The sequence below is a fragment of the Pseudomonas fluorescens genome, assembly GCF_902497995.1.
Classification (GTDB): Bacteria; Pseudomonadota; Gammaproteobacteria; order Pseudomonadales; family Pseudomonadaceae; genus Aquipseudomonas; species Aquipseudomonas fluorescens_BK.
The window spans coordinates 1-21368 of record NZ_CABVII010000021.1; the positions used below are offsets into that span (position 1 = coordinate 1).

The 21368-nt window shown below is 59.0% G+C and carries 20 protein-coding genes; 16 read left to right on the forward strand and 4 right to left on the reverse strand.

The features are described from left to right. Positions 1-399 precede the first annotated feature (399 nt). From oscA to F8N80_RS22475, 5 genes are all read left to right on the forward strand, one after another. Positions 400-582, forward strand: coding sequence for a sulfur starvation response protein OscA (oscA, locus tag F8N80_RS22455; protein ID WP_007945260.1), 183 nt, complete (start codon positions 400-402; stop codon positions 580-582). Positions 583-730: 148 nt separating this feature from the next. Continuing rightward, complete coding sequence (locus F8N80_RS22460) at positions 731-1744, forward strand: sulfate ABC transporter substrate-binding protein (RefSeq protein ID WP_150784716.1); 1014 nt, start codon at positions 731-733, stop codon at positions 1742-1744. 70 nt (positions 1745-1814) lie between these two features. After that, entirely contained in the window at positions 1815-2633 is an 819-nt protein-coding gene (gene cysT / locus F8N80_RS22465; RefSeq protein ID WP_064675347.1) for a sulfate ABC transporter permease subunit CysT, read from the forward strand. A 12-nt stretch (positions 2634-2645) separates the two neighbouring features. Next, positions 2646-3515, forward strand: coding sequence for a sulfate ABC transporter permease subunit CysW (gene cysW, locus F8N80_RS22470; protein ID WP_150784717.1), 870 nt, complete (start codon positions 2646-2648; stop codon positions 3513-3515). A gap of 3 nt (positions 3516-3518) precedes the next feature. Further along, positions 3519-4508, forward strand: coding sequence for a sulfate/molybdate ABC transporter ATP-binding protein (locus F8N80_RS22475; protein ID WP_150747188.1), 990 nt, complete (start codon positions 3519-3521; stop codon positions 4506-4508). Between the two features lie 91 nt (positions 4509-4599). Here the strand turns inward: F8N80_RS22475 and F8N80_RS22480 are convergent, their stop codons facing one another. Further along, positions 4600-5118 carry an Mpo1 family 2-hydroxy fatty acid dioxygenase gene (locus F8N80_RS22480; RefSeq protein WP_150747189.1) on the reverse strand — a complete coding sequence of 173 codons (519 nt, stop codon included), beginning with the start codon at positions 5116-5118 and terminating at the stop codon, positions 4600-4602. A 321-nt stretch (positions 5119-5439) separates the two neighbouring features. On the opposite strand from F8N80_RS22480, the gene F8N80_RS22485 reads away from it, so the two are divergent. Then, positions 5440-5805 (forward strand): response regulator, encoded by a 366-nt coding sequence (locus F8N80_RS22485; protein ID WP_150747190.1) that lies wholly within the window; start codon positions 5440-5442, stop codon positions 5803-5805. 146 nt (positions 5806-5951) lie between these two features. Here F8N80_RS22485 and F8N80_RS22490 read toward each other — a convergent pair whose 3' ends face one another. Continuing rightward, positions 5952-6956: an AraC family transcriptional regulator gene (locus tag F8N80_RS22490; protein WP_150784718.1), complete on the reverse strand. Its 1005-nt coding sequence runs from the start codon at positions 6954-6956 to the stop codon at positions 5952-5954. A gap of 713 nt (positions 6957-7669) precedes the next feature. On the opposite strand from F8N80_RS22490, the gene F8N80_RS22495 reads away from it, so the two are divergent. From F8N80_RS22495 to F8N80_RS31700, 4 genes are all read left to right on the forward strand, one after another. Continuing rightward, a complete protein-coding gene (locus F8N80_RS22495; RefSeq protein ID WP_150747192.1) occupies positions 7670-8251 on the forward strand; it encodes an alpha/beta hydrolase in 582 nt (193 codons plus the stop codon). Between the two features lie 55 nt (positions 8252-8306). After that, entirely contained in the window at positions 8307-9236 is a 930-nt protein-coding gene (locus F8N80_RS22500) for a sigma 54-interacting transcriptional regulator (RefSeq protein ID WP_150747193.1), read from the forward strand. Positions 9237-9494: 258 nt separating this feature from the next. Continuing rightward, positions 9495-9797, forward strand: coding sequence for a transposase (locus tag F8N80_RS31695; RefSeq protein ID WP_224790741.1), 303 nt, complete (start codon positions 9495-9497; stop codon positions 9795-9797). Continuing rightward, positions 9794-10471, forward strand: a complete 678-nt coding sequence (locus F8N80_RS31700) for an IS3 family transposase (protein WP_224790742.1) — start codon at positions 9794-9796, stop codon at positions 10469-10471. Before F8N80_RS31695 ends, F8N80_RS31700 begins: the two co-directional genes overlap by 4 nt. Here F8N80_RS31700 and F8N80_RS22510 read toward each other — a convergent pair. Next, positions 10374-11669: an IS30 family transposase gene (locus F8N80_RS22510; protein ID WP_440131193.1), complete on the reverse strand. Its 1296-nt coding sequence runs from the start codon at positions 11667-11669 to the stop codon at positions 10374-10376. The two genes, F8N80_RS31700 and F8N80_RS22510, sit on opposite strands and share 98 nt — an antisense overlap. Between F8N80_RS22510 and F8N80_RS32235 the strand changes: the two genes are divergently transcribed. The 3 genes from F8N80_RS32235 (at position 11599) to F8N80_RS22525 (ending at position 14676) form a co-directional block, all read left to right on the forward strand. After that, a complete protein-coding gene (locus F8N80_RS32235) occupies positions 11599-12081 on the forward strand; it encodes a transposase (protein WP_440131194.1) in 483 nt (160 codons plus the stop codon). The two genes, F8N80_RS22510 and F8N80_RS32235, sit on opposite strands and share 71 nt — an antisense overlap. A gap of 348 nt (positions 12082-12429) precedes the next feature. Further along, positions 12430-13212 carry a MetQ/NlpA family ABC transporter substrate-binding protein gene (locus F8N80_RS22520; RefSeq protein ID WP_010464830.1) on the forward strand — a complete coding sequence of 261 codons (783 nt, stop codon included), beginning with the start codon at positions 12430-12432 and terminating at the stop codon, positions 13210-13212. A gap of 321 nt (positions 13213-13533) precedes the next feature. Continuing rightward, on the forward strand, positions 13534-14676 hold the full coding sequence (locus F8N80_RS22525) for an RHS repeat-associated core domain-containing protein (protein ID WP_150784719.1): 1143 nt from the start codon (positions 13534-13536) through the stop codon (positions 14674-14676). A 22-nt stretch (positions 14677-14698) separates the two neighbouring features. On the opposite strand, the gene F8N80_RS22530 is transcribed toward F8N80_RS22525, so the two are convergent. After that, complete coding sequence (locus tag F8N80_RS22530) at positions 14699-15859, reverse strand: AAA family ATPase (protein WP_150784720.1); 1161 nt, start codon at positions 15857-15859, stop codon at positions 14699-14701. A gap of 182 nt (positions 15860-16041) precedes the next feature. Between F8N80_RS22530 and F8N80_RS22535 the strand changes: the two genes are divergently transcribed. The 3 genes from F8N80_RS22535 to F8N80_RS22545 are packed head-to-tail and all read left to right on the forward strand — an operon-like array spanning position 16042 to position 21259. Beyond that, positions 16042-17145: an efflux RND transporter periplasmic adaptor subunit gene (locus F8N80_RS22535; protein WP_150784721.1), complete on the forward strand. Its 1104-nt coding sequence runs from the start codon at positions 16042-16044 to the stop codon at positions 17143-17145. Next, positions 17142-18209, forward strand: coding sequence for an efflux RND transporter periplasmic adaptor subunit (locus tag F8N80_RS22540; RefSeq protein ID WP_150784722.1), 1068 nt, complete (start codon positions 17142-17144; stop codon positions 18207-18209). The genes F8N80_RS22535 and F8N80_RS22540 overlap by 4 nt, the downstream gene beginning before the upstream one ends. Next, on the forward strand, positions 18206-21259 hold the full coding sequence (locus F8N80_RS22545; RefSeq protein WP_150784723.1) for an efflux RND transporter permease subunit: 3054 nt from the start codon (positions 18206-18208) through the stop codon (positions 21257-21259). Before F8N80_RS22540 ends, F8N80_RS22545 begins: the two co-directional genes overlap by 4 nt. Positions 21260-21368 lie beyond the last annotated feature (109 nt).

Below are 21368 nucleotides of genomic sequence, written 5' to 3' on the forward strand. Positions count from 1 at the left end.
CTCCTACTGGCCTTCGAGGCCTGACTGTAATCGGCATGCCACGAGCTCTTCCAATTTTGGCCAGAAGCCGATGACGGCTTCCTCGAATAGGCCTAATACATAGATGCAACGGGGCGGCAGTTTTTTTTGAAAGCGGGTAGACAGTGGGGGCGAGTCCATACATAGGAGCTGGCAAGCCAGCGCCTACAGGGGTTGCGTAGGGGTAGATGAAGATAGCCATTTTTAGATTTTGATTCGTCCCTCAGGCGTAAACCCCCGTCTCGGCAGATAATTTAGTTTGGTTATATAAACATTCTTAAATAGTCTTTTTAAGAATATCAGCGCTTATCTACTATTGGTCTCACGCCGTAAGCAGTGCCGCCCACTGCCAGGCAACCTCTCAGTTGAAGGAGCAGCATCATGAGCGCATCCCTGCGTAGCGTTGACGGTCAAGACGAAGCCACCATCCTGCGTGAGATCCAGAGTGCCTTGCGCGACCTGCGGTTCGGCGCTGTGGAAATCACCGTACACAACGCTCAGGTGGTCCAGATCGAACGCAAGGAAAAATTCCGTTTGCAGAACCCGAGCAACAAACCGAGCTGAAAAAAAAGATCAAAAGATCGCAGCCTGCGGCAGCTCCGGCGGGGGACCGAGGCAGGCGCTGGCGCAGGCTGCGATCTTTTAACCGGCAACCGCGATCCTTGAACCCATAAGAAAAGCCATCACCAGCAGAATTCCAGGAGCTTTCACCATGTCGTCGATTCGTCATTTCGCTTTGGCCGCCCTGGCCAGTGCCCTATTTGCTGGTTCCGCGGTTGCCAAGGATTACGAACTGCTCAACGTGTCGTACGACCCGACCCGTGAGCTGTATCAGGATTACAACGCCGAGTTCAGCAGTTTCTGGAAGAAAGCACATCCGGACGACAACGTGAAAATCCAACAGTCCCATGGTGGCTCGGGTAAACAGGGCCGTGCAGTGATCGACGGTCTGCGCGCCGACGTGGTGACGCTGGCCCTGGCGGGTGACATCGATGAAATCGCCAAGCTCGGCAAGACCCTGCCGGCCGACTGGCAGAAGCGTCTGCCAGAGGCGAGCACGCCGTACACGTCGACCATCGTGTTCCTGGTGCGCAAGGGCAACCCCAAGGGCATCAAGGATTGGGGCGACTTGACCAAGAGTGGTGTGGAAGTCATCACCCCGAACCCGAAAACCTCCGGCGGTGCGCGCTGGAACTTCCTGGCAGCCTGGGCCTATGGCCTGAAAGCCAACGGCGGTGACGAAGCCAAGGCCAAGGAATACGTGCAGGCCCTGTTCAAGCACGTTCCCGTTTTGGACACCGGTGCTCGCGGTTCGACCATCACTTTCGTCAACAACGGTCAGGGCGATGTGTTGCTGGCCTGGGAAAACGAAGCCTTCCTGGCGCTGAAAGAAGAGGGCGGCGCCGACAAGTTCGACATCGTGGTGCCTTCGCTGTCGATCCTCGCCGAGCCCCCAGTGGCCATAGTCGACAAAAACGCCGAAAAAAAGGGCAACACCGTAATTGCCGAAGCCTACCTGAAACACCTGTACAGCCCGGCGGGCCAGGAAATCGCGGCGAAAAACTTCTATCGTCCACGTGACAAGGGCGTGGCCGCCAAGTACGCCAAACAGTTCCCGACCCTGGACCTGGTGACCATCGACAAGGACTTCGGCGGCTGGAAAGCCGCGCAACCGAAATTCTTCAATGACGGTGGCGTATTCGACCAGATTTACCAGGCGCAGTAACCTGCACCAGGTCATAAACGAGCCCCGATTTAACCGTCGGGGCTTAGCGCGTTCTCAACCAAGGACTTTTATGTCTCGTCGTATCTCCCCCGTCATACCCGGCTTCGGGCTGACGCTGGGCTACACCTTGGTGTACCTCAGCCTGATTGTGCTCATTCCACTGGCGGCGATGTTCGTGCATGCCGCTCAACTCACCTGGGAACAGTTCTGGGCGATTATCTCGGCGCCGCGGGTGCTGGCGGCGTTGAAGCTGAGCTTCGGCACGGCCCTCTACGCCGCGATCATCAACGGCATCATCGGCACGCTGCTGGCCTGGGTGCTGGTGCGCTACACCTTCCCGGGACGAAAAATCATCGATGCGATGATCGATCTTCCGTTCGCATTGCCCACTGCCGTTGCCGGTATCGCGTTGACCGCGCTCTACGCGCCGAACGGCTGGGTGGGGCAGTTCGCGGCCGACCTGGGGTTCAAGATCGCGTATACCCCCCTCGGCATCACGCTGGCACTGACTTTCGTAACACTTCCATTCGTGGTACGTACAGTACAGCCAGTATTGGCCGATATCCCGCGTGAAGTGGAGGAAGCGGCGGCGTGCCTCGGTGCGAAACCCTTGCAGGTTTTCCGTCATATCCTGGTGCCCGCATTGCTGCCGGCCTGGTTGACCGGTTTCGCCTTGGCCTTTGCTCGCGGGGTTGGCGAGTACGGATCGGTGATTTTCATCGCCGGCAACATGCCAATGAAAACCGAGATCCTGCCGCTGCTGATCATGGTCAAGCTCGACCAGTACGATTACACCGGCGCTACCTCCATTGGTGTACTGATGCTGGTGGTTTCCTTCATCCTGTTGCTGCTGATCAACTTGCTGCAGCGGCGCATCGAAACCCCATAAGGAGGCGCACAAATGTCCCGATCGTCTATTGCTGCTGCTTCCTCGAACGCCTCCCGCCGTGGCAGCGCTTCATCGCGGCGACTGCTGATCGGCCTTGGCTGGCTGATTTTTGCCCTGTTCCTGTTGTTGCCGCTGGTGATCGTGGTGTCCCAGGGCCTGAAGCTCGGGATCGGCGCGTTCTTCACCGCGATTTTTGAACCGGATGCATTGTCGGCCCTGAAACTCACGGTGATCGCCGTGCTGATTTCGGTGCCGCTGAACCTGGTGTTCGGCGTCAGTGCGGCGTGGTGCGTGAGCAAGTACTCGTTCCGCGGCAAAAGTATCCTCGTGACCCTGATCGACCTGCCGTTCTCGGTGTCGCCGGTGATCGCCGGCCTGGTCTACGTGCTGATGTTCGGCGCCCAGGGCTTGTTCGGGCCATGGTTGCAAGACCACGACATCCAGATCGTCTTCGCCTTGCCAGGCATCGTGCTGGCGACGATTTTTGTCACCGTGCCGTTCGTGGCCCGCGAGCTGATTCCGCTGATGCAGGAACAAGGCACTCAGGAAGAAGAGGCCGCGCGCCTGCTCGGGGCCAATGGCTGGCAGATGTTCTGGCATGTCACCGTGCCCAATATCAAATGGGGCCTGATCTACGGCGTGGTGCTGTGTACGGCGCGGGCCATGGGTGAGTTCGGTGCGGTGTCGGTGGTTTCCGGGCACATTCGCGGGGTGACCAACACCTTGCCGCTGCACGTCGAGATCCTCTACAACGAATACAACCACGTGGCCGCGTTCGCCGTAGCGAGCCTGTTGCTGATCCTGGCGCTCTTCATCCTGCTGCTCAAGCAGTGGAGCGAAAACCGTATCAACCGCCTGCGCGCCAGCGCCGCGGAGGAATAAGACATGTCGATCGAAGTGCGTAACGTCAGCAAGAATTTCAACGCGTTCAAGGCGCTGGACAACATCAGCCTGGACATTCAAAGCGGCGAACTGGTCGCGCTGCTCGGCCCCTCCGGTTGCGGCAAGACCACGCTGCTGCGGATCATCGCCGGTCTCGAAACCCCGGATAAAGGCAGCATCGTGTTTCACGGTGAAGACGTTTCCGGCCACGATGTGCGTGATCGCAACGTCGGCTTCGTATTCCAGCACTACGCCTTGTTCCGCCACATGACCGTGTTCGACAACGTCGCGTTCGGCCTGCGCATGAAACCGAAAAACCAGCGCCCCAGCGAGAGCCAGATCGCGGTGAAAGTCCACGAACTGCTGAACATGGTGCAACTGGACTGGTTGGCGGATCGCTATCCGGAACAGCTGTCCGGCGGTCAGCGTCAACGTATTGCCCTGGCCCGCGCCTTGGCGGTGGAGCCGAAGGTCCTGCTGCTCGACGAGCCGTTTGGCGCCCTCGACGCCAAAGTCCGTAAAGAACTGCGCCGCTGGCTTGCACGGCTGCACGAGGACATCAACCTGACCTCGGTCTTCGTGACCCACGACCAGGAAGAAGCCATGGAAGTCGCCGACCGCATCGTGGTGATGAACAAAGGTGTGATCGAGCAGATCGGCTCACCGGGCGACGTCTACGAAAACCCGGCCAGCGATTTCGTCTATCACTTCCTCGGCGACTCGAATCGTCTGCATTTGGGTGAAGACAACCATGTGCTGTTCCGTCCTCACGAAGTGTCGCTGTCGCGCCATGAACTGGAAGATCATCACGCGGCCGAGGTGCGGGATATCCGGCCATTGGGCGCGACGACCCGGGTGACGTTGAAGGTGGAAGGCCAGAGCGAGTTGATCGAGGCTGAAGTGGTGAAGGATCACGACAGCCTGACCGGGTTGGCGAAGGGCGAGACGCTGTTCTTCAAGCCCAAGGTCTGGCAGAAAGTCGCCAACATCTAAGATCAAAAGCTTCGCGAGCAAGCCCACTCCCACATTGGATTTGTATACGCCACAGATCCAATGTGGGAGCGGGCTTGCTCGCGAAGGCGTCCTACGCCGCAGCGTTTTTCTGGCGCAAACGCACACCACCCGCCCGCGCCTCGATCTGCCCTTTCAGCTCCCGCCGCATCCCCAGCAAAAACGCCAACTCAACCACCACGAACAACGGCCCGACAATCAACCCCGTCACATCATCGACAAACGCCGGTTTGCGTCCTTCATAGTGATGACCGACAAACTGAATCGCCCAGCCGATCACAAACATCCCGACGCCGCTCGCCAGCCAGACCAGTGTACTTTGCTGCGCCAGCATCTGACCTGCCCAAATACACAGCCCCAGCAACAGGGTCATCAGCATTCCGAGGCGCACCTCCAGGCGCAGGTAAAACCACGCCGACGCCATAGCCACCAGCACCGCGGGTGACAGCCAGCCCCCGGCCCATTGCGGACGGGACAGCAACACCGCCACCGCCACTACAATCAGCGGAATGCCGACAAAGTGGGTGGCAATATTGCGCGGGTCACGATGGTAGGTGGCGTATTGACTGAGATGATCGACGAGGCTTTTCATTGTTGTTCCTCCTGTAGGGTGCTGGATCATGGACCAGGCTCATATTTCGCGCTGTCAGCAAGGCGACAATTTCAAGGATTTTTCATGGAGAGGCAGGTCTGGCGTCCACGCCTGATGAGTGGCCAGTGGCTCCGCCATTAACCTGTTGCCTTACAGGATAGTCTGCAGTCAACCGCCCATGTCCGGCACCTGTTACCGGGACATGGGCGATGATATGAAAAAAGCTCTTGCGAAGGCGGCCCGAACCTTCGAACGATTTTTTATTGATGGGCTTTATCCGCGAAGGCGCCTAGCCTGTGATGACGACAATCGAGGTGTGCCATGCGTGTGCTGTTAGTGGAAGACGAGCCTGAGCTCGCCAAGCTTCTGGCCAAGGGCCTGAGCGAGGCGAGTTATGCGGTGGATGTGGCCGTCAACGGGATGGCCGGCCGACGGTTTATCGAGGCTGGCGAGTACGAGCTGATCATCCTCGACGTCATGCTGCCGGGGCTCAACGGCTGGCAGTTGTTGCAACAGATCCGCAAGCTCGGCGACACGCCGGTGCTGCTCCTGACGACAAAAGACGGAATCGAAGATCGCCTGCGCGGGCTGGAGTTGCATGAAGATGATTATCTGCTCAAGCCGTTTGCGGTGAGTGAGCTGGTCAAGCGGGTGCGCAAGTTGCTGCGGCGGGATCGGGGGCGCTGAAGTTTTTGCGGCGAGTGGACTACCGCCTTCGCGAGCAAGCCCGCTCCCACAGTTGACCGAGTTCTTCCTGGAGAAATGCGATCGCATGTGGGAGCGGGCTTGCTCGCGAAGAGGCCCGACCAGGCAACACACCTCCCGAATTCATGTCACCGCAGCCCCTCTCGAAACTGCCCCGGCGTCATCCCGGTCCAGCGCTTGAACGCGCGACTGAAGCTGCTGGTATCGGCAAACCCCAACAAATAGCTGACCTCACTCAACGAACACTGCGGGTCACGCAGGTGCAGCAGCGCCAGGTTTTCGCGACTTTCATTGAGCAGGGTATCAAACCGACAACCCTCGTCCGCCAGATGCCGTTGCAGGCTGCGCAAGCTCAGATGCAGGGCCTGGGCGATGCGTTCGGCGCTGGGCTCGCCTTCGGGCAATTGCTCTTCAATGGCGTCGCGCACCTTGCGCTCCCAGGTCAGGAGCTTGAGTTGCGCGAGCGTGGGCTCAATCACCGCTTCGTTATGCTCGCCCAGTTCCGGGTTGGCATCGTCCAGGTGGCTGTCGAAATCCATCAAGGAAAATTCCAGTCGGTCTTCATCGGCGGCGAAGTACACCGGCGAGCGAAAGACCTTGTGCCATTGATGTGAGTCGCTGGGTTCCGGACGCCGCAGATACACCGCCAGCGGCGCGTAGTCGCGCCCGAGACGATTGCGACAGGTACGTACGTAAATCGCCGCGAAGGCATCGATGGCTTCGAAAGCCGGTGCCGGATTGCCGGGCGGGATTTTCAGACGGAAACGGTAACGGTCTTCGCCGCGGATCAGCTCCAGTTCCAGGGCGTCGCTGACCACCTGGTGATAGCGCACGATGCGCTCGAACACTTCCCGAAGACTGCCGCTGGCCACCAGCGCATAACCGAGCGCGTGAAACGTGGTCGGGCTGACAAAGCGCGACACACGCAAGCCGATTGCCGGATCGCCGCTGACCTGCACCGCGATTTCCCATAGGCGCGTCGTTCCGGACAACGGGTAACGGGCGTTCGGGTCGTCCATCAGTTGCGGGTCGAGCCCCGCCTGCTGGCACAGCGCGGTGCTGTCGAGACCAAGCGCATCGAGTTGTTTGCGCAGGGCACGGGTCCAGCTGGCGAGGGAGGTCGGTTCAGTCATGCTGATTGGCGCTTCCGGTCAACGGGTTGGCGTTCACGGCTACCACATTGCGAGGGTTCACAAGGCAGGATGCGAACATCAATAACCAGAGGATGGAAGCATGGACGGTACTTCTGCAAGTCCCCAGCGACTGAATGCAGTACGGCGATCGGCGCAATACGCCAGGTGGGAACGTTTACCCGGGCGAACCGCTTTGGTTCGCAAGGATGTGGTCGAGCCGCATCAGGTGCGTGCGGCCGAGGTTTGACAGATGCATCGGAAAACTCAAACCCCGGTCATCAATTTGACCCAAAGGGACGATACGTTATGACGCAGGCAGTGAACGTCTGGGTTGGTTGATCGGCATATGCGATTCAGACCTAATAAAGTAATTAAATATTCCTTTATTAGATAACCGTTTCAGCCAATTATCGTATCCCGGCGCTGGTGAATGGCGCTGACAGAATTTGAGTTTTCCGGGGCCGTCTCCTTGGCAGGGTGCGGCCCCTTTTTTTTGTTCCGACCCTGTAGGGGCTGGCTTGCCAGCGAAAGCAGTGTAACTGGCAGTATATTTATCGATTGGCAGGACGCTTTCGCCGGCAAGCCAGCTCCTACAGGTTGCGGTGTCTCATATTCGATATTGGTCTTAATAAATAGCTTCTTATTCCTTAAAGAATATAACTCTCCTCCCTATACTTGCTCGGGAACAGACACGCAGCAGGAGAGCTTCCCCCATGCGCAACGAATCAATTCGCTACCTGATTGTGCCGGGCTGGCAAGGATCGCCAGAAGATCATTGGCAAAGCCACTGGCAGAACAGCCTGCCGAATAGCGCACGGGTGGAGCAGGCGGACTGGTTGACGCCACGTCGTGAAGACTGGGTCGCGGCACTGGCCGAGGCGATTGCCGCCGACAGCACGCCGGTCATCCTGATCGCCCACAGCCTGGGTTGCATCACCGTTGCCCATTGGGCCGCCACTGCGCCTGTGCAGGTTTTACGTCAGGTTCGCGGTGCGTTGCTGGTCGCGCCTGCGGATGTCGAACGCCCTGCCTGCGCGCCGGCATTGCGCAATTTCGCACCGATCCCGACCCACCTTTTGCCATTCCCCAGCCAGGTTGTCAGTTCCGATAACGACAGCGCCGTGAGTGCGCCGCGTGCTTTGGAGCTGGCCCGCAAATGGGGGGCCGAGGCGGGGATTTTGTCGGGGGCCGGACACATCAATGTGAAGTCCGGTCACCAGCGCTGGGAGCAGGGTTTTGCTTATCTCTATCGCCTGCAAAACCGCATGGAACACCACGCCCTGCGCCGCGCCTGAATTTCCTTTTTTTCAAACGCCCCCGTCTCCCGGCGGTTTTGGGCGGGAGTCTGCCATGAGTTTTGAAGCCTTCGGTCAGCCGCTGCTGACCTTTCCCGATGCAGAAAAAAGTCCCTTGAGCATTCGCGCCAAGGCGCTGGTGTTCGTCGATCCGCGCTCGCGCCAGTTGCGCCAGGAGCTGGAACAACTGGCGCCGCGTTCGATCTCCGTGTTAATCCGTGGCGAAACCGGCAGCGGTAAAGAATTGCTGGCGCGCCACATCCACCGCGCCAGTGATCGCAGTGGCTTGTTCGTTTCGGTGAATTGCGGTGCGATCAGCCCCACTTACGCCGATGCCGAACTGTTCGGCTACGCTGCCGGCAGCTACAGCGGTTCGGCCAGCAGCCGCGCGGGCTGGTTCGGTTCGGCCAATGGCGGGACGCTCTATCTGGACGAGATTGGCGACCTGCCGCTGCCGATCCAGATCAAACTGCTCGCCGCCCTGGAAAACCACGAAGTCACCCGCGTCGGTGCTCAGCGACCGAGCCCGGTGGACGTGCGCCTGGTGGCCGCCACCAGCATCGATCTGGCCCAGGCGGTCGCCGCAGGTAAATTCCACGAGCGGCTTTATCACTACCTCAGCGAAGGCCAGCTCGAACTGCCGGCCTTGCGCGAACGGGTGGGCGATATCCTGTCACTGTCCGAATACTTCCTCGGTATCTACAGCCAGCGCCTCGATTTGCCGGTACCGCTGATCAGCGACTCCGCCCAGCATTTGCTCGAACAGCACAGTTGGCCGGGCAACACCCGGGAGCTGGAAAACGTCATTCATTTTGCGTTGCTGGTGAGTACCGGCGATGAGATTCTGCCGGAGCATTTGAATTTGCCTGAAGTCCCTGTCTCGCTGGTGGCGATCGAGCGGCAACTCAAGCACATCCTCAGCCAAGGCACTGCCAGCGAACAAGCAGCGCTGAAACAACTCTTGAAAGACGCCGCGTTTCTGTAGGAGCGAAGCTTGCTCGCGAACCAGGCGACGCGGTGTATCAGGAAGGACGCCTTCGCGGGCAAGCCTCGCTCCTACGGCGAACCAGGCGACGCGGTGTATCAGGAAGGACGCCTTCGCGGGCAAGCCTCGCTCCTACGGCGAACCAGGCGACGCGGTGTATCAGGAAGGACGCCTTCGCGGGCAAGCCTGAACTGGCCTAATGATTTTGGACACTTCAATCGGGCGCTATGATGGCGCCCAAATCTGAGGTGTTTGGATATGCGTAAATCTTATTCGAGTGAGTTCAAACTCAAGGCAGCCAGCATGGTGCTGGACGAGGGGCAGTCGGTTCCCGAGGTCTGTGTCAGTCTGGATATTGGCCCTACTGCGTTGCGCCGCTGGGTCGATCAGGTTCGTAAAGAACGCTTGGGCTCGACCCCGGTGGGCGCCAAGGCGATTACCGCGGATCAGCGAGAGATCCAGAAACTCAAAGCGTTGCTCCGGCAAAAAGACCTGGATATCGAAATCCTAAAAAAGGCCAGTGCTCTCCTGCTTTTGGACGCCAAAGATCATTCTCGTTGATCGATGAGCTGGACGAGCAGTACGGCGTTAACAATTGCTGTCGGGCGTTCGGAATCAACCGCAGCAGCTTTTACGCTTGGCGTCAGCGCCAAGGCAAGGTGAATCCCGAGCGGGAGAAGCTCAAAGCCGTGCTGGTCAAGCATCACAGGGCGTCGAGGGCCTCTGCGGGCGCGCGCACTCTGGCTAAAGAGCTACAAGCCAGTGGGTATCAGGTCGGACGGTTCATGGCTCGCAGTTTGATGCGTGAAGCTGGCATCGCCAGTCGTCAGCGCAGGCGCCATAAGTACAAGTCACCCGGCGTGGAGGCGTTGGTGGCGCCGCATGTCCTCAAGCGCAAGTTTGATGTCACGGCGGTCAATCAGGTGTGGTGTGGCGATGTGACGTACATCAAGGTGGGCAAGCGCTGGCTGTATTTCGCAGCGGTTCTGGATTTGTACGCGCGCCGGATAGTGGGCTGGTCGTTTTCGATGATCTCCGATGCCACGCTGACCTGCGAAGCCCTGCGCATGGCGGTTGAGCTGCGGGGTCGCCCCAAAGATGTGCTGTTTCACTCTGACCAAGGTTGTCAGGGCGGATTCAACCGGTCGTCGCAACACTGGATTGTTGTACAGACTTTAGATACTCATTCAGTGCTTCGGCAGGTGTTTTCCAGCCGAGTGTTTTTCGAGGTCTAGTGTTAAGTGCGTGAGCTACCGCCTGTATTTCTTGGGCACTCCAACGAGAGAGGTCAGTGCCTTTCGGGAAGTATTGCCGTAGAAGGCCGTTCGTATTTTCGTTTGTGCCGCGCTGCCATGGACTATGTGGATCAGCGAAGAAAACCTTCACTCCGGACTCGATGGTAAATCGAGCGTGATCCGACAGCTCCTTTCCACGATCCCAGGTCAAAGATCGCCACAGCTCGATGGGAAGGTCAGTCACCGTTTTCTTCAATGCGTTGGCCATACTAACAGCCCCATAGCCGGCCAGCGCCGGGCCGTTCTTCGTGCGGGGAATTAGCCCATAACCTTTCTCGCGAGGCAGATGGACGAGCATGGTAAATCGAGTTGAGCGCTCGACCAGAGTTCCAATCGCAGAACGGTTCAGACCGATGATCAGGTCGCCCTCCCAATGCCCGGGTACAGCCCGATCTTCTACCTCAGCAGGGCGACTGGAGATCATGACGTCCTCGCTGACGTGTGCCCACGCTTTGGCCTGCGCTCTGGCTCTCGGCACGCGCAATGCTCGTCCTGAGCGCAGGCAGCTCACCAGTTCGCGCTTGAGAGCTCCTCGACCCTGAATGTAGAGCGCCTGATATATGGCTTCATGAGAGATGCGCATGGATTCATCATCCGGAAAATCGATCTGGAGCCGGTTGGTAATCTGTTCAGGCGACCAGCCATTGACCCATTTACGGTCACTGCGATGCGGTTTATTTCGGCCTTTGAAGGGCGCTTGCCGAGGCCCAGAAATCTCACGACCATCGGCGTCTTGAACCTTGCCCTCAAGGCGGTCGCGTACGTATTGGTGCAGTCGCGAGTTAGTGACCAGTTTCGCTGGTTTCGGCCTCTTGGCCACCAGTTCTGCCTTCCATTGCGCGACTGACGCTCGATACTCAAGCCGACCGCAACGAGTTGCAGCATTACGTGCCAGCTCCCGTGAAATTGTCGATGGGCTTCGTCCAAGGCGACGGGCAATCTCACGAACGCCAACACTTTGCGCTCGAAGCAGCCCAATCTCTTCTCGCTCTGCGAACGATAAGTATCGTCCTGATATGTGGTTCGACATGAATAATGGCATCCCGCCTCGATGACGGAACCAGCGTGTGCCTACCGCCGTTGATACGCCAACGGCTTGTGCTGCCTTTTCGCTTGTGATGCCTGTTGCAATCTGCACCCAAAATAGCCGCTCAATCTCATTACGAAGTGAGGGCGCACCTGGAGAACGCATCGCTCCCCGGCCCGTCAATTTTTGCATCCATCCTGCGGGTCGTCCCATAAACACCTCGATCAAGGTGTTGCGACGACCGGTTGAATCCGCCCAGTACACCAGCCACAAGTTCAGGAATGAGCTGCTGAAACATGGGCTTCGGCAAAGCATGAGCCGTAAAGGCGAATGCTGGGACAACGCCCCGATGGAGCGTTTTTTTGGCAGTTTAAAATCAGAGTGGGTGCCGGAAACAGGCTATGAATCGGAACATGAGGCCCGAGCGGATGTGCAGCGCTACGTCTCGCGCTACAACATCACCAGGCCCCATAGCTACAACAACTATCGGTCGCCAGTCGCCAGGGAGAGACTGGCGGCGTAAACCTTAACTGGTGTCCAAGATTACTTGACCAGTTCAGCCTCGCTCCTACGGCGAACCAGGCGACGCGGTGTATCAGGAAGGACGCCTTCGCGGGCAAGCCTCGCTCCTACGGCGAACCAGGCGACGCGGTGTGTCAGGAAGGACGCCTTCGCGGGCAAGCCTCGCTCCTACAGGGAACGAGCCAGTCAGAGCTGTATGAACAAAATGGCATATGAAAGTGAATAAAAGATATTGTTCGGGAATAAAAAATCCCGGTATTGTCCCCGTCACGTCAGCGATAGCACTTCACTGGCACCTGTATTAAAAGCCGTCGTTGATAACGACCGCGATTTTCGATAAGGACACTGCATGAAAAAGGTTCTGTTGTTCACCGCACTGGCGGCTGCCCTGACTGCGGGCCTGGCCCAGGCTGGCGAGAAACTGGTGGTTGCAGCGACCCCGGTCCCACACGCCGAGATTCTTGAACTGATCAAGCCAACCCTCGCCAAAGAAGGCGTGGACCTGGAAATCAAAGTCTTCACCGACTACGTTCAACCCAACGTACAGGTCGACCAGAAGCGTCTGGACGCGAACTACTTCCAGACCCTGCCGTACCTGAAAAGCTTCAACGAAGGCAAAGGCACTAATCTGGTGACCGTGATAGGCGTGCACGTCGAGCCGTTCGGTGGCTACTCGAAGAAAGTCAAAACCCTGGCTGAATTGAAAGACGGCGCGACCATCGCCATCCCGAACGAAGGCAGCAACAGCGGCCGCGCCCTGATCCTGCTGCAAAAAGCGGGTCTGATCGAGTTGAAAGACCCGAAAAACGCCCTGGCTACCCCGAAAGACATCGCCAAGAACCCGCACAACTTCAAGTTCAAGGAGCTTGAGTCCGCGATGTTGCCGCGTGTTCTGGACCAGGTCGACCTGGACATGATCAACACCAACTACGCACTGGAAGCGGGCCTGAACCCGGCTAAAGACGCGCTGGTGATCGAAGGTGCCGATTCGCCTTATGTGAACTTCCTGGTGGCTCGTCCGGACAACAAGGACAGCGTCGCGATCCAGAAACTGGCCAAGGCTTTGACCAGTCCTGAAGTGAAGGCTTTCATCGAGAAGAAATACAGCGGCGCAGTACTGCCAGCGTTCTGATTTGCGAGGTAAACCCTTCAAGGTTTCAACGCCGACGGCTAATACAGCGTCGGCGTTTTTTTTGCAAAAGATCAAAGATCGCAGCCTTCGGCAGCTCCTACAGGTGCACACAAATCCTTGTAGGAGCTGCCGAAGGCTGCGATCTTTTGATCTTGGCGAATTGCGCGATGAACCAAGCCGCAAGGCGTGATTGTCGAGAGTGGAAACGGGTGATTGATCTGACTACGCGATGATTCCTCAGCTGGCTACCTAGCAGTTCTACTAGGTGGCGGAGTGCCGTCGTTGGTGCACACTGACTGCCTGGCGGTGAGGGGTTCTGTAATGGAAACGTTCAAGTCCGGCTCGAGTCGTTATCGCTACAACGCACTGGATCAGCTGACTGGACTTGAGCCCGTCGGGCAAGCAACGTTGCAAAGGTTTTATCGTCTCGAGCATCTGGCAACCGAGATTCAAGGTCTCTCCAGCCAGAGCGTATTGCAGCAGGGCAATCAACTGCTGGCGCTGCAATCGCGCGAAGGCGACAACTTCAAAAGTCAGTTACTGGCCACCGATCAAAAACGTTGCGTGTTGCGTGTCACCGACTCTGCCGGACCTGTGCAGCAGGTGTATACGGCTTACGGTCATCGCTGGGTCGAAAGCGGCCTCGGTAGTCTTCTGGGTTTCAACGGCGAAGCGGTTGATCCGGTCACCCGCCATTATTTGCTGGGCAATGGCCATCGGGCATTCAACCCGGTGCTGATGCGCTTCAACAGTCCCGACAGATTGAGTCCGTTTGGTCGGGGTGGATTGAATCCGTATGCGTATTGTCAGGGAGATCCGGTGAATTTCACCGATCCAACGGGACGAGAAGCCTGGCAACCCTGGTTGGTCGTAGCAATGAATCTTCTGGGTCTTGTTTCGGGCGGTGTTGGGCTTGTCTCTGCACGGCTCTCGATAGTTGGTTTAAAAACCACAAGTATTGCGGCCTCGGCATCTCTTGCGAAAAGAGCCACGTATTTAGGGGCGGCGGGGGCGGTCGCAGGTGTTATTGGCGCCGGGGCGGGGGTGACGAGATCCATCATGAGCGCCACAGATCCGGATACTTCCGCTCAAGACCCTCTGCTCTTTGCAATAACCGCGATTAGCGTGCTGTCTTTTGCTGCATCAGGCGCTTCGGTGGCTTACAAATATCGTGCTCACAAGTTGAACAGGATCGGTGCCGTGGACGTTGCCTACAGCGGACCGAAACTTGGGAAATATAAAAACCCTTTGGCTGCTGATGACAATATTGTGCCGTCAGCCCCTCCTCCGACGCCGGGCTCACCTCAAGCATCAGCTCCATTTCCAACACCTGGGCCGATTGGTTTTGAGACGTTCAATTTTCCCGTGCGTCCTAACCGGGCGGTTGACTTCTTGAAGGAGCAGCTCGACAGGCAGGTTCGCATTGTGAAGAGTGCCAAAAGCATTCGACGTCACTCCAAATAGAGCCGCACGCAATGCAGAACCTTCAATCCGGCCAATACCAAGCCGGCTCATCCAGCATCCGCTGCCCGACAATCCCGGTCTGGCCCAATGTCTTCTCCAGCACAATGCAATTGCACTCATCATCCTCCTGCAACGCCGAAATCAGTCGCCGAGCATGGGACACCACCCACACCTGGCACTGCTCTGACGCCCGGATAATCAACCGCGCCAACGCCGGCAACAGGTCCGGGTGCAGGCTGGTTTCCGGCTCGTTCAGCACCATCAGCGACGGGGGCCGAGGCGTCAGCAGCGCTGCAACCAGCAGCAAGTAGCGCAACGTCCCATCGGACAACTCGGCGGCCGATAACGGTCGCAACAACCCTTCCTGATAAAACTCGATGGCAAACCGTCCGCCCTGCAACGGCGCGATGTTCAATCGCGCGCCAGGGAACGCGTCACTGATTGCAGTGTGCAAAGCCTCGGGATCACCGATTTCGCGAATGGTCTGCAACGCCGCAGCCAGATCACGACCATCGTGGTGCAGCACCGGCGTGCGGGTGCCCAGTTGCGGTTGGCGCACTGGCGCGTCGGCATCGCTGCGAAAGTGATCGTAGAAACGCCAGCGACGGATGAACTCACGCAGCTGCAAGACTTCCGGCGAGGTGCGAAAGCTGCCGACCTGATCGAACAGGCTGTCGAAATTTGGCGTGTGCTGGGCCAGTACTTCCCAACAGCGACCTTCACGCGCACGAATCATCGGGCCGTCGCGGTCCACCAGCAGGCTGGCCGGGCGGTAGAAAGGCCCGGACCAGATGCATTCCTTTTTGATTTCCGGGTCGAGGGAAAAACAGGAAAGGGTCTTTTCCGGCAGACCCAGCGCAATGGAATAACTGAAGTCTTCCCCGGCAAACCCCAAACGCAGGCGTTTGACGCCGTGCCGCACAGTCGCTTCGATCGGGACTTCGCCGTTGCGCATGCGTCGGCTGATATTTTCCGGGCCGGCCCAGAAAGTCGAATCCAGCCCACCCTCGCGGGCCAAGGCGTTGACCACGCCGCCCTGGGCGGTTTCCGCCAGCAGGCGCAATGCACGGTAGAGGTTGGATTTGCCGCTGCCGTTGGGGCCGGTGATCAGGTTCAACCGGCCTAGCGGGATCACCAGTTTATTGATCGAGCGGTAGTTGGCTACCGCGAGCGTTTTGAGCATAAAGGACTTTCCCTGTGGTCCCGAAACGGCATCAGGATAACCGCATTGGCGAATTTGACTTGTAGGACTTATCTGCAACCCATGCAGTAGGAAATGCATGTCAGCGTAGGCGAAGGTGGAACCCTGTTCTAAGCTCACAGTCGTATCGAACTGGCACGCCCGTACAACGCAAAGGAGTCTGCATGGCTGGTCCCGGATTGAAAACAGTGCTTGGCTTGGGTTTCCTGGCTTTGCTGACCGCCTGCGGCGATAAACCCCAGGTCGAAAAGGACCGTCCGCGAGTGTTCGTGCAAGAGGTCAAGCCGGCCGACTATGCGGCCTCGGTGACCCTCACGGGTGATGTCCAGGCGCGGGTGCAGACGCAGCTGTCGTTTCGCGTCGCCGGCAAGATCATCCAGCGCACGGTCGATGTGGGTGATCGGGTGTCGGCCAGGCAGGTGCTCGCCCGGCTCGATCCCAAGGACCTGCAAACCAGCGTCGATTCGGCCCAGGCGCAGGTGGTTGCCGAACAGGCCCGGGTCAAACAGACCGCCGCCGCTTTCGTGCGCCAGCAAAAACTCCTGCCCAAGGGCTACACCAGCCAAAGCGAATACGATTCCGCCCAGGCCGCATTGCACAGCAGTCAAAGCGCCCTGGCGGCTGCCCAGGCGCAATTGGCCAACGCCCGTGAACAGCTGAGCTACACCGCGTTGATTGCCGATGCACCCGGGGTGATTACCGCCCGCCAGGCGGAAGTCGGCCAGGTGGTGCAGGCCACGGTGCCAATTTTCAGCCTGGCCCGGGATGGTGAGCGCGACGCGGTGTTCAACGTCTATGAGTCGCTGCTGGCCGAACCGCCGTCGGATAAATCGGTGGTGGTCAGCCTGCTCGGAAATCCAGCAATCAAAACCACCGGCACCGTGCGCGAAATCACCCCGGCGGTATCCGCGCAGACCGGTACGGTGCAGGTCAAAGTCAGCCTCGATGGCCTGCCGCAAGGCATGCAGCTCGGCTCGGTGGTGAGTGCCACGGCCAAGACAGCCGGTAAGTCCGCCGTGGAGCTACCCTGGTCGGCCTTGACCAAAAATCTCAGCGACCCGGCCGTGTGGCTGGTGGACGACGAAAGCAAGGCGCAGCTGCATACAGTCACGGTCGGCCGTTACCTCACCGGTCATGTCGTTATCAGCGCTGGCCTCAAGGGTGGTGAAAAAGTAGTCATCGCGGGCGGCCAGCTGCTGCATCCCGGGGTGAAAGTGGAGATTGCCGAAAACACCTATAAAGACTTAGGCGCGGGAGCCCAACCATGAAGCGTCTGTTACTGGTTTGCGCCGGTGTGATGCTGGTGGCCTGCTCGAAAAAAGAACCGCCACCGGAGCCGGTACGCCCGGTGCTGTCGATCAAGGTACAGGCGCTGGACGAGGAAAATCTCGGCCGCTTCGCCGGCAGCATCCAGGCCCGTTATGAAAGCAATATCGGTTTTCGCGTGCCGGGACGCATCGCCAGCCGCAACGTCGATGTCGGTGCCGAAGTCGAGAAGGGCGCCTTGCTGGCAACGCTTGACCCCACTGATCAGCAAAACCAGTTGCGCTCGGCCCAAGGCGATCTGGCTCGCGTCCAGGCGCAGTTGATCAACGCCCAGGCCAACGCCCGCCGCCAGCAGGAGTTGTTCGATCGCGGAGTCGGTGCGCAGGCCCAACTGGACATCGCGCAGACCGACCTCAAAACCACTCAGGCTTCCCTCGACCAGGCCAGGGCGGCGGTCGCTCAGGCCAAGGATCAACTCGACTACGTCGAACTGCGCACCGACCACAAAGCCATCGTCACTGCATGGAACGCCGAAGCCGGGCAAGTAGTGACGGCTGGCCAGCAAGTGGTGACCCTGGCGCAGCCGGACATCAAGGAAGCAGTGATCGACCTGCCCGACACCCTGGTCGACCAATTGCCGGCGGACGTGGTGTTTCAGGTTGCCGCGCAACTGGACCCGGGTATCACCACCACCGCCATCGTCCGTGAAATCGAACCCCAGGCGCAAAGTGCGACCCGTACCCGTCGCGCCCGCCTGAGCCTGACGGACACGCCACCGGGTTTGCGCCTCGGTACGGCAATCAGCGTGACCATCAGCTCCGCGATCAAGCCGCGCATCGAACTGCCGCTGAGCGTGCTGCAAGAGGTGGATGGCAAATCGCGGATCTGGGTCGTCGATCCACAGACGCAAACCGTTTCCCCGCGGGACGTCAGTCTCATCAGCCGGACTGACAGCACCGTGGTCCTGACCAGCAGTGTGAAGTCCGGCGAGCGGGTCGTCAGTGCGGGAGTGAACAGCCTCAAACCGGGGCAGAAAGTGAAAATCGACGAGGACAGCCCGCAATGAAAGGGAGTTTCAACTTATCCGAATGGGCCCTCAAGCATCAGTCGTTTGTCTGGTATTTGATGTTCGTCGCGCTGCTGATGGGTGTGTTCTCGTACATGAACCTCGGCCGCGAAGAAGACCCTTCTTTCACCATCAAGACCATGGTGATCCAGACCCGCTGGCCGGGTGCGACCCAGGAAGAAACCCTCAAGCAGGTCACGGACCGCATCGAGAAAAAACTCGAAGAACTCGACTCTCTCGACTATGTGAAAAGCTACACCCGGCCCGGCGAATCGACAGTCTTTGTCTACCTGCGCGACACCACCAGCGCCAAGGATATTCCGCAGATCTGGTACCAGGTGCGCAAGAAGATCAACGATATTCGCGGCGAATTCCCCAAGGGTTTGCAAGGGCCGGGGTTCAACGACGAATTCGGTGATGTGTTCGGCTCGGTCTACGCCTTTACTGCCGACGGCTTGTCGATGCGCCAGTTGCGCGATTACGTCGAACAAGTCCGTGCAGAGATCCGCGAAGTGCCGGGGCTGGGCAAGGTCGAGATGGTGGGCGAGCAGAATGAAGTGCTCTATCTGAATTTCTCCACCCGTAAACTGGCGGCGCTGGGCATTGATCAGCGCCAGGTGGTGCAAAGTCTGCAATCGCAAAACGCGGTGACCCCGGCCGGGGTGATCGAAGCCGGGCCGGAGCGGATCTCCGTGCGCACGTCCGGTCAGTTCGAGTCCGAAAAAGACTTGGCCAACGTCAATTTAAGGCTCAATGATCGCTTCTATCGTCTGGCCGACATTGCTGAAATCAGCCGTGGCTATGTCGACCCGGCCACGCCGCAATTTCGCTTCAATGGCCAGCCAGCCATTGGCCTGGCGATCGCCATGAAGAAAGGCGGCAACATTCAGGAGTTTGGCAAGGCCCTGCACCAGCGCATGAATGACCTGACCGCAGAGCTGCCGGTGGGCGTCGGTGTGCACAACGTTTCCGACCAGGCTGACGTGGTGGAAAAAGCTGTCGGCGGCTTCACCAGCGCATTGTTCGAGGCGGTGGTCATCGTGCTGGTCGTCAGCTTCATCAGCCTCGGCGTACGTGCCGGGCTGGTGGTGGCGTGCTCGATTCCGCTGGTGTTGGCGATGGTCTTCGTCTTCATGGAATACAGCGGCATCACCATGCAGCGGATTTCCCTCGGTGCGCTGATCATCGCCCTCGGCCTGCTGGTGGACGACGCGATGATCACGGTGGAGATGATGGTCACCCGGCTGGAGATGGGCGAAACCAAGGAGCAAGCAGCCACGTTCGCCTACACCTCGACCGCGTTCCCGATGCTCACCGGTACCTTGGTGACAGTGGCCGGTTTTGTGCCTATCGGTCTGAACGCCAGTTCGGCGGGCGAGTACACCTTCACCCTGTTTGCGGTGATCGCCGTGGCGATGCTGGTGTCATGGGTTGTCGCGGTGTTGTTTGCGCCGGTGATCGGCGTGCACATCCTCAGCGCCAATGTGAAACCCCATGACGCGGAACCCGGTCGCATCGGTCGCACGTTCAATTACGGCATGCTCTGGGCCATGCGCAACCGCTGGTGGGCCATCGGCATCACCATTGCACTGTTCGCGGCGTCGGTGTTCTCCATGCAGTTCGTGCAGAACCAGTTCTTCCCGTCCTCCGACAGGCCGGAAATCCTCGTCGACCTGAACCTGCCGCAAAACGCCTCGATCGCCGAAACCCGCAAAGCCGTGGACAAGCTCGAGGCGACCCTCAAGGACGATCCGGACATCGTGCGCTGGAGCACCTACATCGGCGAAGGTGCGATACGTTTCTACCTGCCTCTGGACCAGCAATTGCAAAACCCGTACTACGCGCAATTGGTGATCGTCAGCAAGGGCCTGGAGTCGCGCACGGCCTTGAGCCAGCGCTTGCGTGAACGGCTGCGCAAAGACTTCGTCGGCATCGGCAGCTACGTCCAGGCCCTGGAAATGGGGCCGCCAGTGGGGCGGCCGATTCAGTACCGGGTCAGCGGCAAGGACATCGATCAGGTGCGCAAGCACGCGATTGCCCTGGCCACCGAACTGGATAAAAACTCGCACATCGGCGAGATCATTTTCGACTGGAACGAGCCGGGCAAAGTCCTGCGCATCGACATCGCCCAGGACAAGGCGCGGCAACTGGGGCTGTCGTCGGAAGACGTGGCCAACTTGATGAACAGCATCGTCGTCGGCGCGCCCGTGACCCAGGTCGATGACGATATCTATCTGATCAATGTCGTGGGTCGTGCTATCGATGAGGAGCGCGGTACGCCGGAAACCCTGCAGAATCTGCAGATCGTCTCACCGGGCGGCACTTCCATTCCGCTACTGGCTTTCGCTACCGTGCGCTATGAGCTTGAACAGCCATTGGTGTGGCGCCGAGACCGCAAGCCGACCATCACCATCAAGGCCGCGGTGCGTGACGAGATCCAGCCGACTGACCTGGTGAAGCAGTTGAAACCGGACATCGAGAAATTCGCCGCCAGTTTGCCGGTGGGCTACAAGGTCGCCACGGGCGGTACGGTCGAGGAAAGCGGCAAGGCCCAGGGGCCGATCGCCAAAGTGGTGCCGTTGATGCTGTTCTTGATGGCGACCTTCCTGATGATCCAGTTGCACAGCGTGCAGAAGCTGTTCCTGGTGGCCAGCGTCGCACCCCTCGGCTTGATCGGCGTGGTGCTGGCGCTGATCCCGACCGGCACGCCCATGGGCTTCGTGGCGATCCTCGGCATTCTGGCGCTGATCGGCATCATCATCCGCAACTCGGTGATCCTGGTGACGCAGATCGAGGCGTTCGAGAAGGACGGCTACGCACCGTGGGACGCGGTGCTGCAAGCGACCGAGCATCGGCGCCGACCGATTCTGCTGACGGCGGCAGCGGCGAGCCTGGGGATGATCCCGATCGCCCGGGAAGTGTTCTGGGGGCCGATGGCTTACGCAATGATTGGCGGGATCATCATCGCCACCTTGCTGACGCTGCTGTTTTTGCCGGCGCTGTATGTGGCTTGGTACAAGATTCGCGAGCCGAAGAAAGAGGTCGCATAAAGGCGAGCGCTGCGCGCTCTATTCGCGAGCAAGCCCGCTCCCACAGTTGACCGAGTCGTCCAGGAAAACTCGGTTCCCTGTGGGAGCGGGCTTGCCCGCGATGGCGTCC

Excerpts from the sequence above, each read along its gene's own strand:
- oscA (WP_007945260.1), top strand. The coding sequence starts at position 400 with ATGAGCGCATCCCTGCGTAGCGTTGACGGTCAAGACGAAGCCACCATC.
- F8N80_RS22460 (WP_150784716.1), top strand. The coding sequence starts at position 731 with ATGTCGTCGATTCGTCATTTCGCTTTGGCCGCCCTGGCCAGTGCCCTA.
- cysT (WP_064675347.1), top strand. The coding sequence starts at position 1,815 with ATGTCTCGTCGTATCTCCCCCGTCATACCCGGCTTCGGGCTGACGCTG.
- cysW (WP_150784717.1), top strand. The coding sequence starts at position 2,646 with ATGTCCCGATCGTCTATTGCTGCTGCTTCCTCGAACGCCTCCCGCCGT.
- F8N80_RS22475 (WP_150747188.1), top strand. The coding sequence starts at position 3,519 with ATGTCGATCGAAGTGCGTAACGTCAGCAAGAATTTCAACGCGTTCAAG.
- F8N80_RS22480 (WP_150747189.1), bottom strand. The coding sequence starts at position 5,118 with ATGAAAAGCCTCGTCGATCATCTCAGTCAATACGCCACCTACCATCGT.
- F8N80_RS22485 (WP_150747190.1), top strand. The coding sequence starts at position 5,440 with ATGCGTGTGCTGTTAGTGGAAGACGAGCCTGAGCTCGCCAAGCTTCTG.
- F8N80_RS22490 (WP_150784718.1), bottom strand. The coding sequence starts at position 6,956 with ATGACTGAACCGACCTCCCTCGCCAGCTGGACCCGTGCCCTGCGCAAA.
- F8N80_RS22495 (WP_150747192.1), top strand. The coding sequence starts at position 7,670 with ATGCGCAACGAATCAATTCGCTACCTGATTGTGCCGGGCTGGCAAGGA.
- F8N80_RS22500 (WP_150747193.1), top strand. The coding sequence starts at position 8,307 with ATGAGTTTTGAAGCCTTCGGTCAGCCGCTGCTGACCTTTCCCGATGCA.
- F8N80_RS31695 (WP_224790741.1), top strand. The coding sequence starts at position 9,495 with ATGCGTAAATCTTATTCGAGTGAGTTCAAACTCAAGGCAGCCAGCATG.
- F8N80_RS22520 (WP_010464830.1), top strand. The coding sequence starts at position 12,430 with ATGAAAAAGGTTCTGTTGTTCACCGCACTGGCGGCTGCCCTGACTGCG.
- F8N80_RS22525 (WP_150784719.1), top strand. The coding sequence starts at position 13,534 with ATGGAAACGTTCAAGTCCGGCTCGAGTCGTTATCGCTACAACGCACTG.
- F8N80_RS22530 (WP_150784720.1), bottom strand. The coding sequence starts at position 15,859 with ATGCTCAAAACGCTCGCGGTAGCCAACTACCGCTCGATCAATAAACTG.
- F8N80_RS22535 (WP_150784721.1), top strand. The coding sequence starts at position 16,042 with ATGGCTGGTCCCGGATTGAAAACAGTGCTTGGCTTGGGTTTCCTGGCT.
- F8N80_RS22540 (WP_150784722.1), top strand. The coding sequence starts at position 17,142 with ATGAAGCGTCTGTTACTGGTTTGCGCCGGTGTGATGCTGGTGGCCTGC.
- F8N80_RS22545 (WP_150784723.1), top strand. The coding sequence starts at position 18,206 with ATGAAAGGGAGTTTCAACTTATCCGAATGGGCCCTCAAGCATCAGTCG.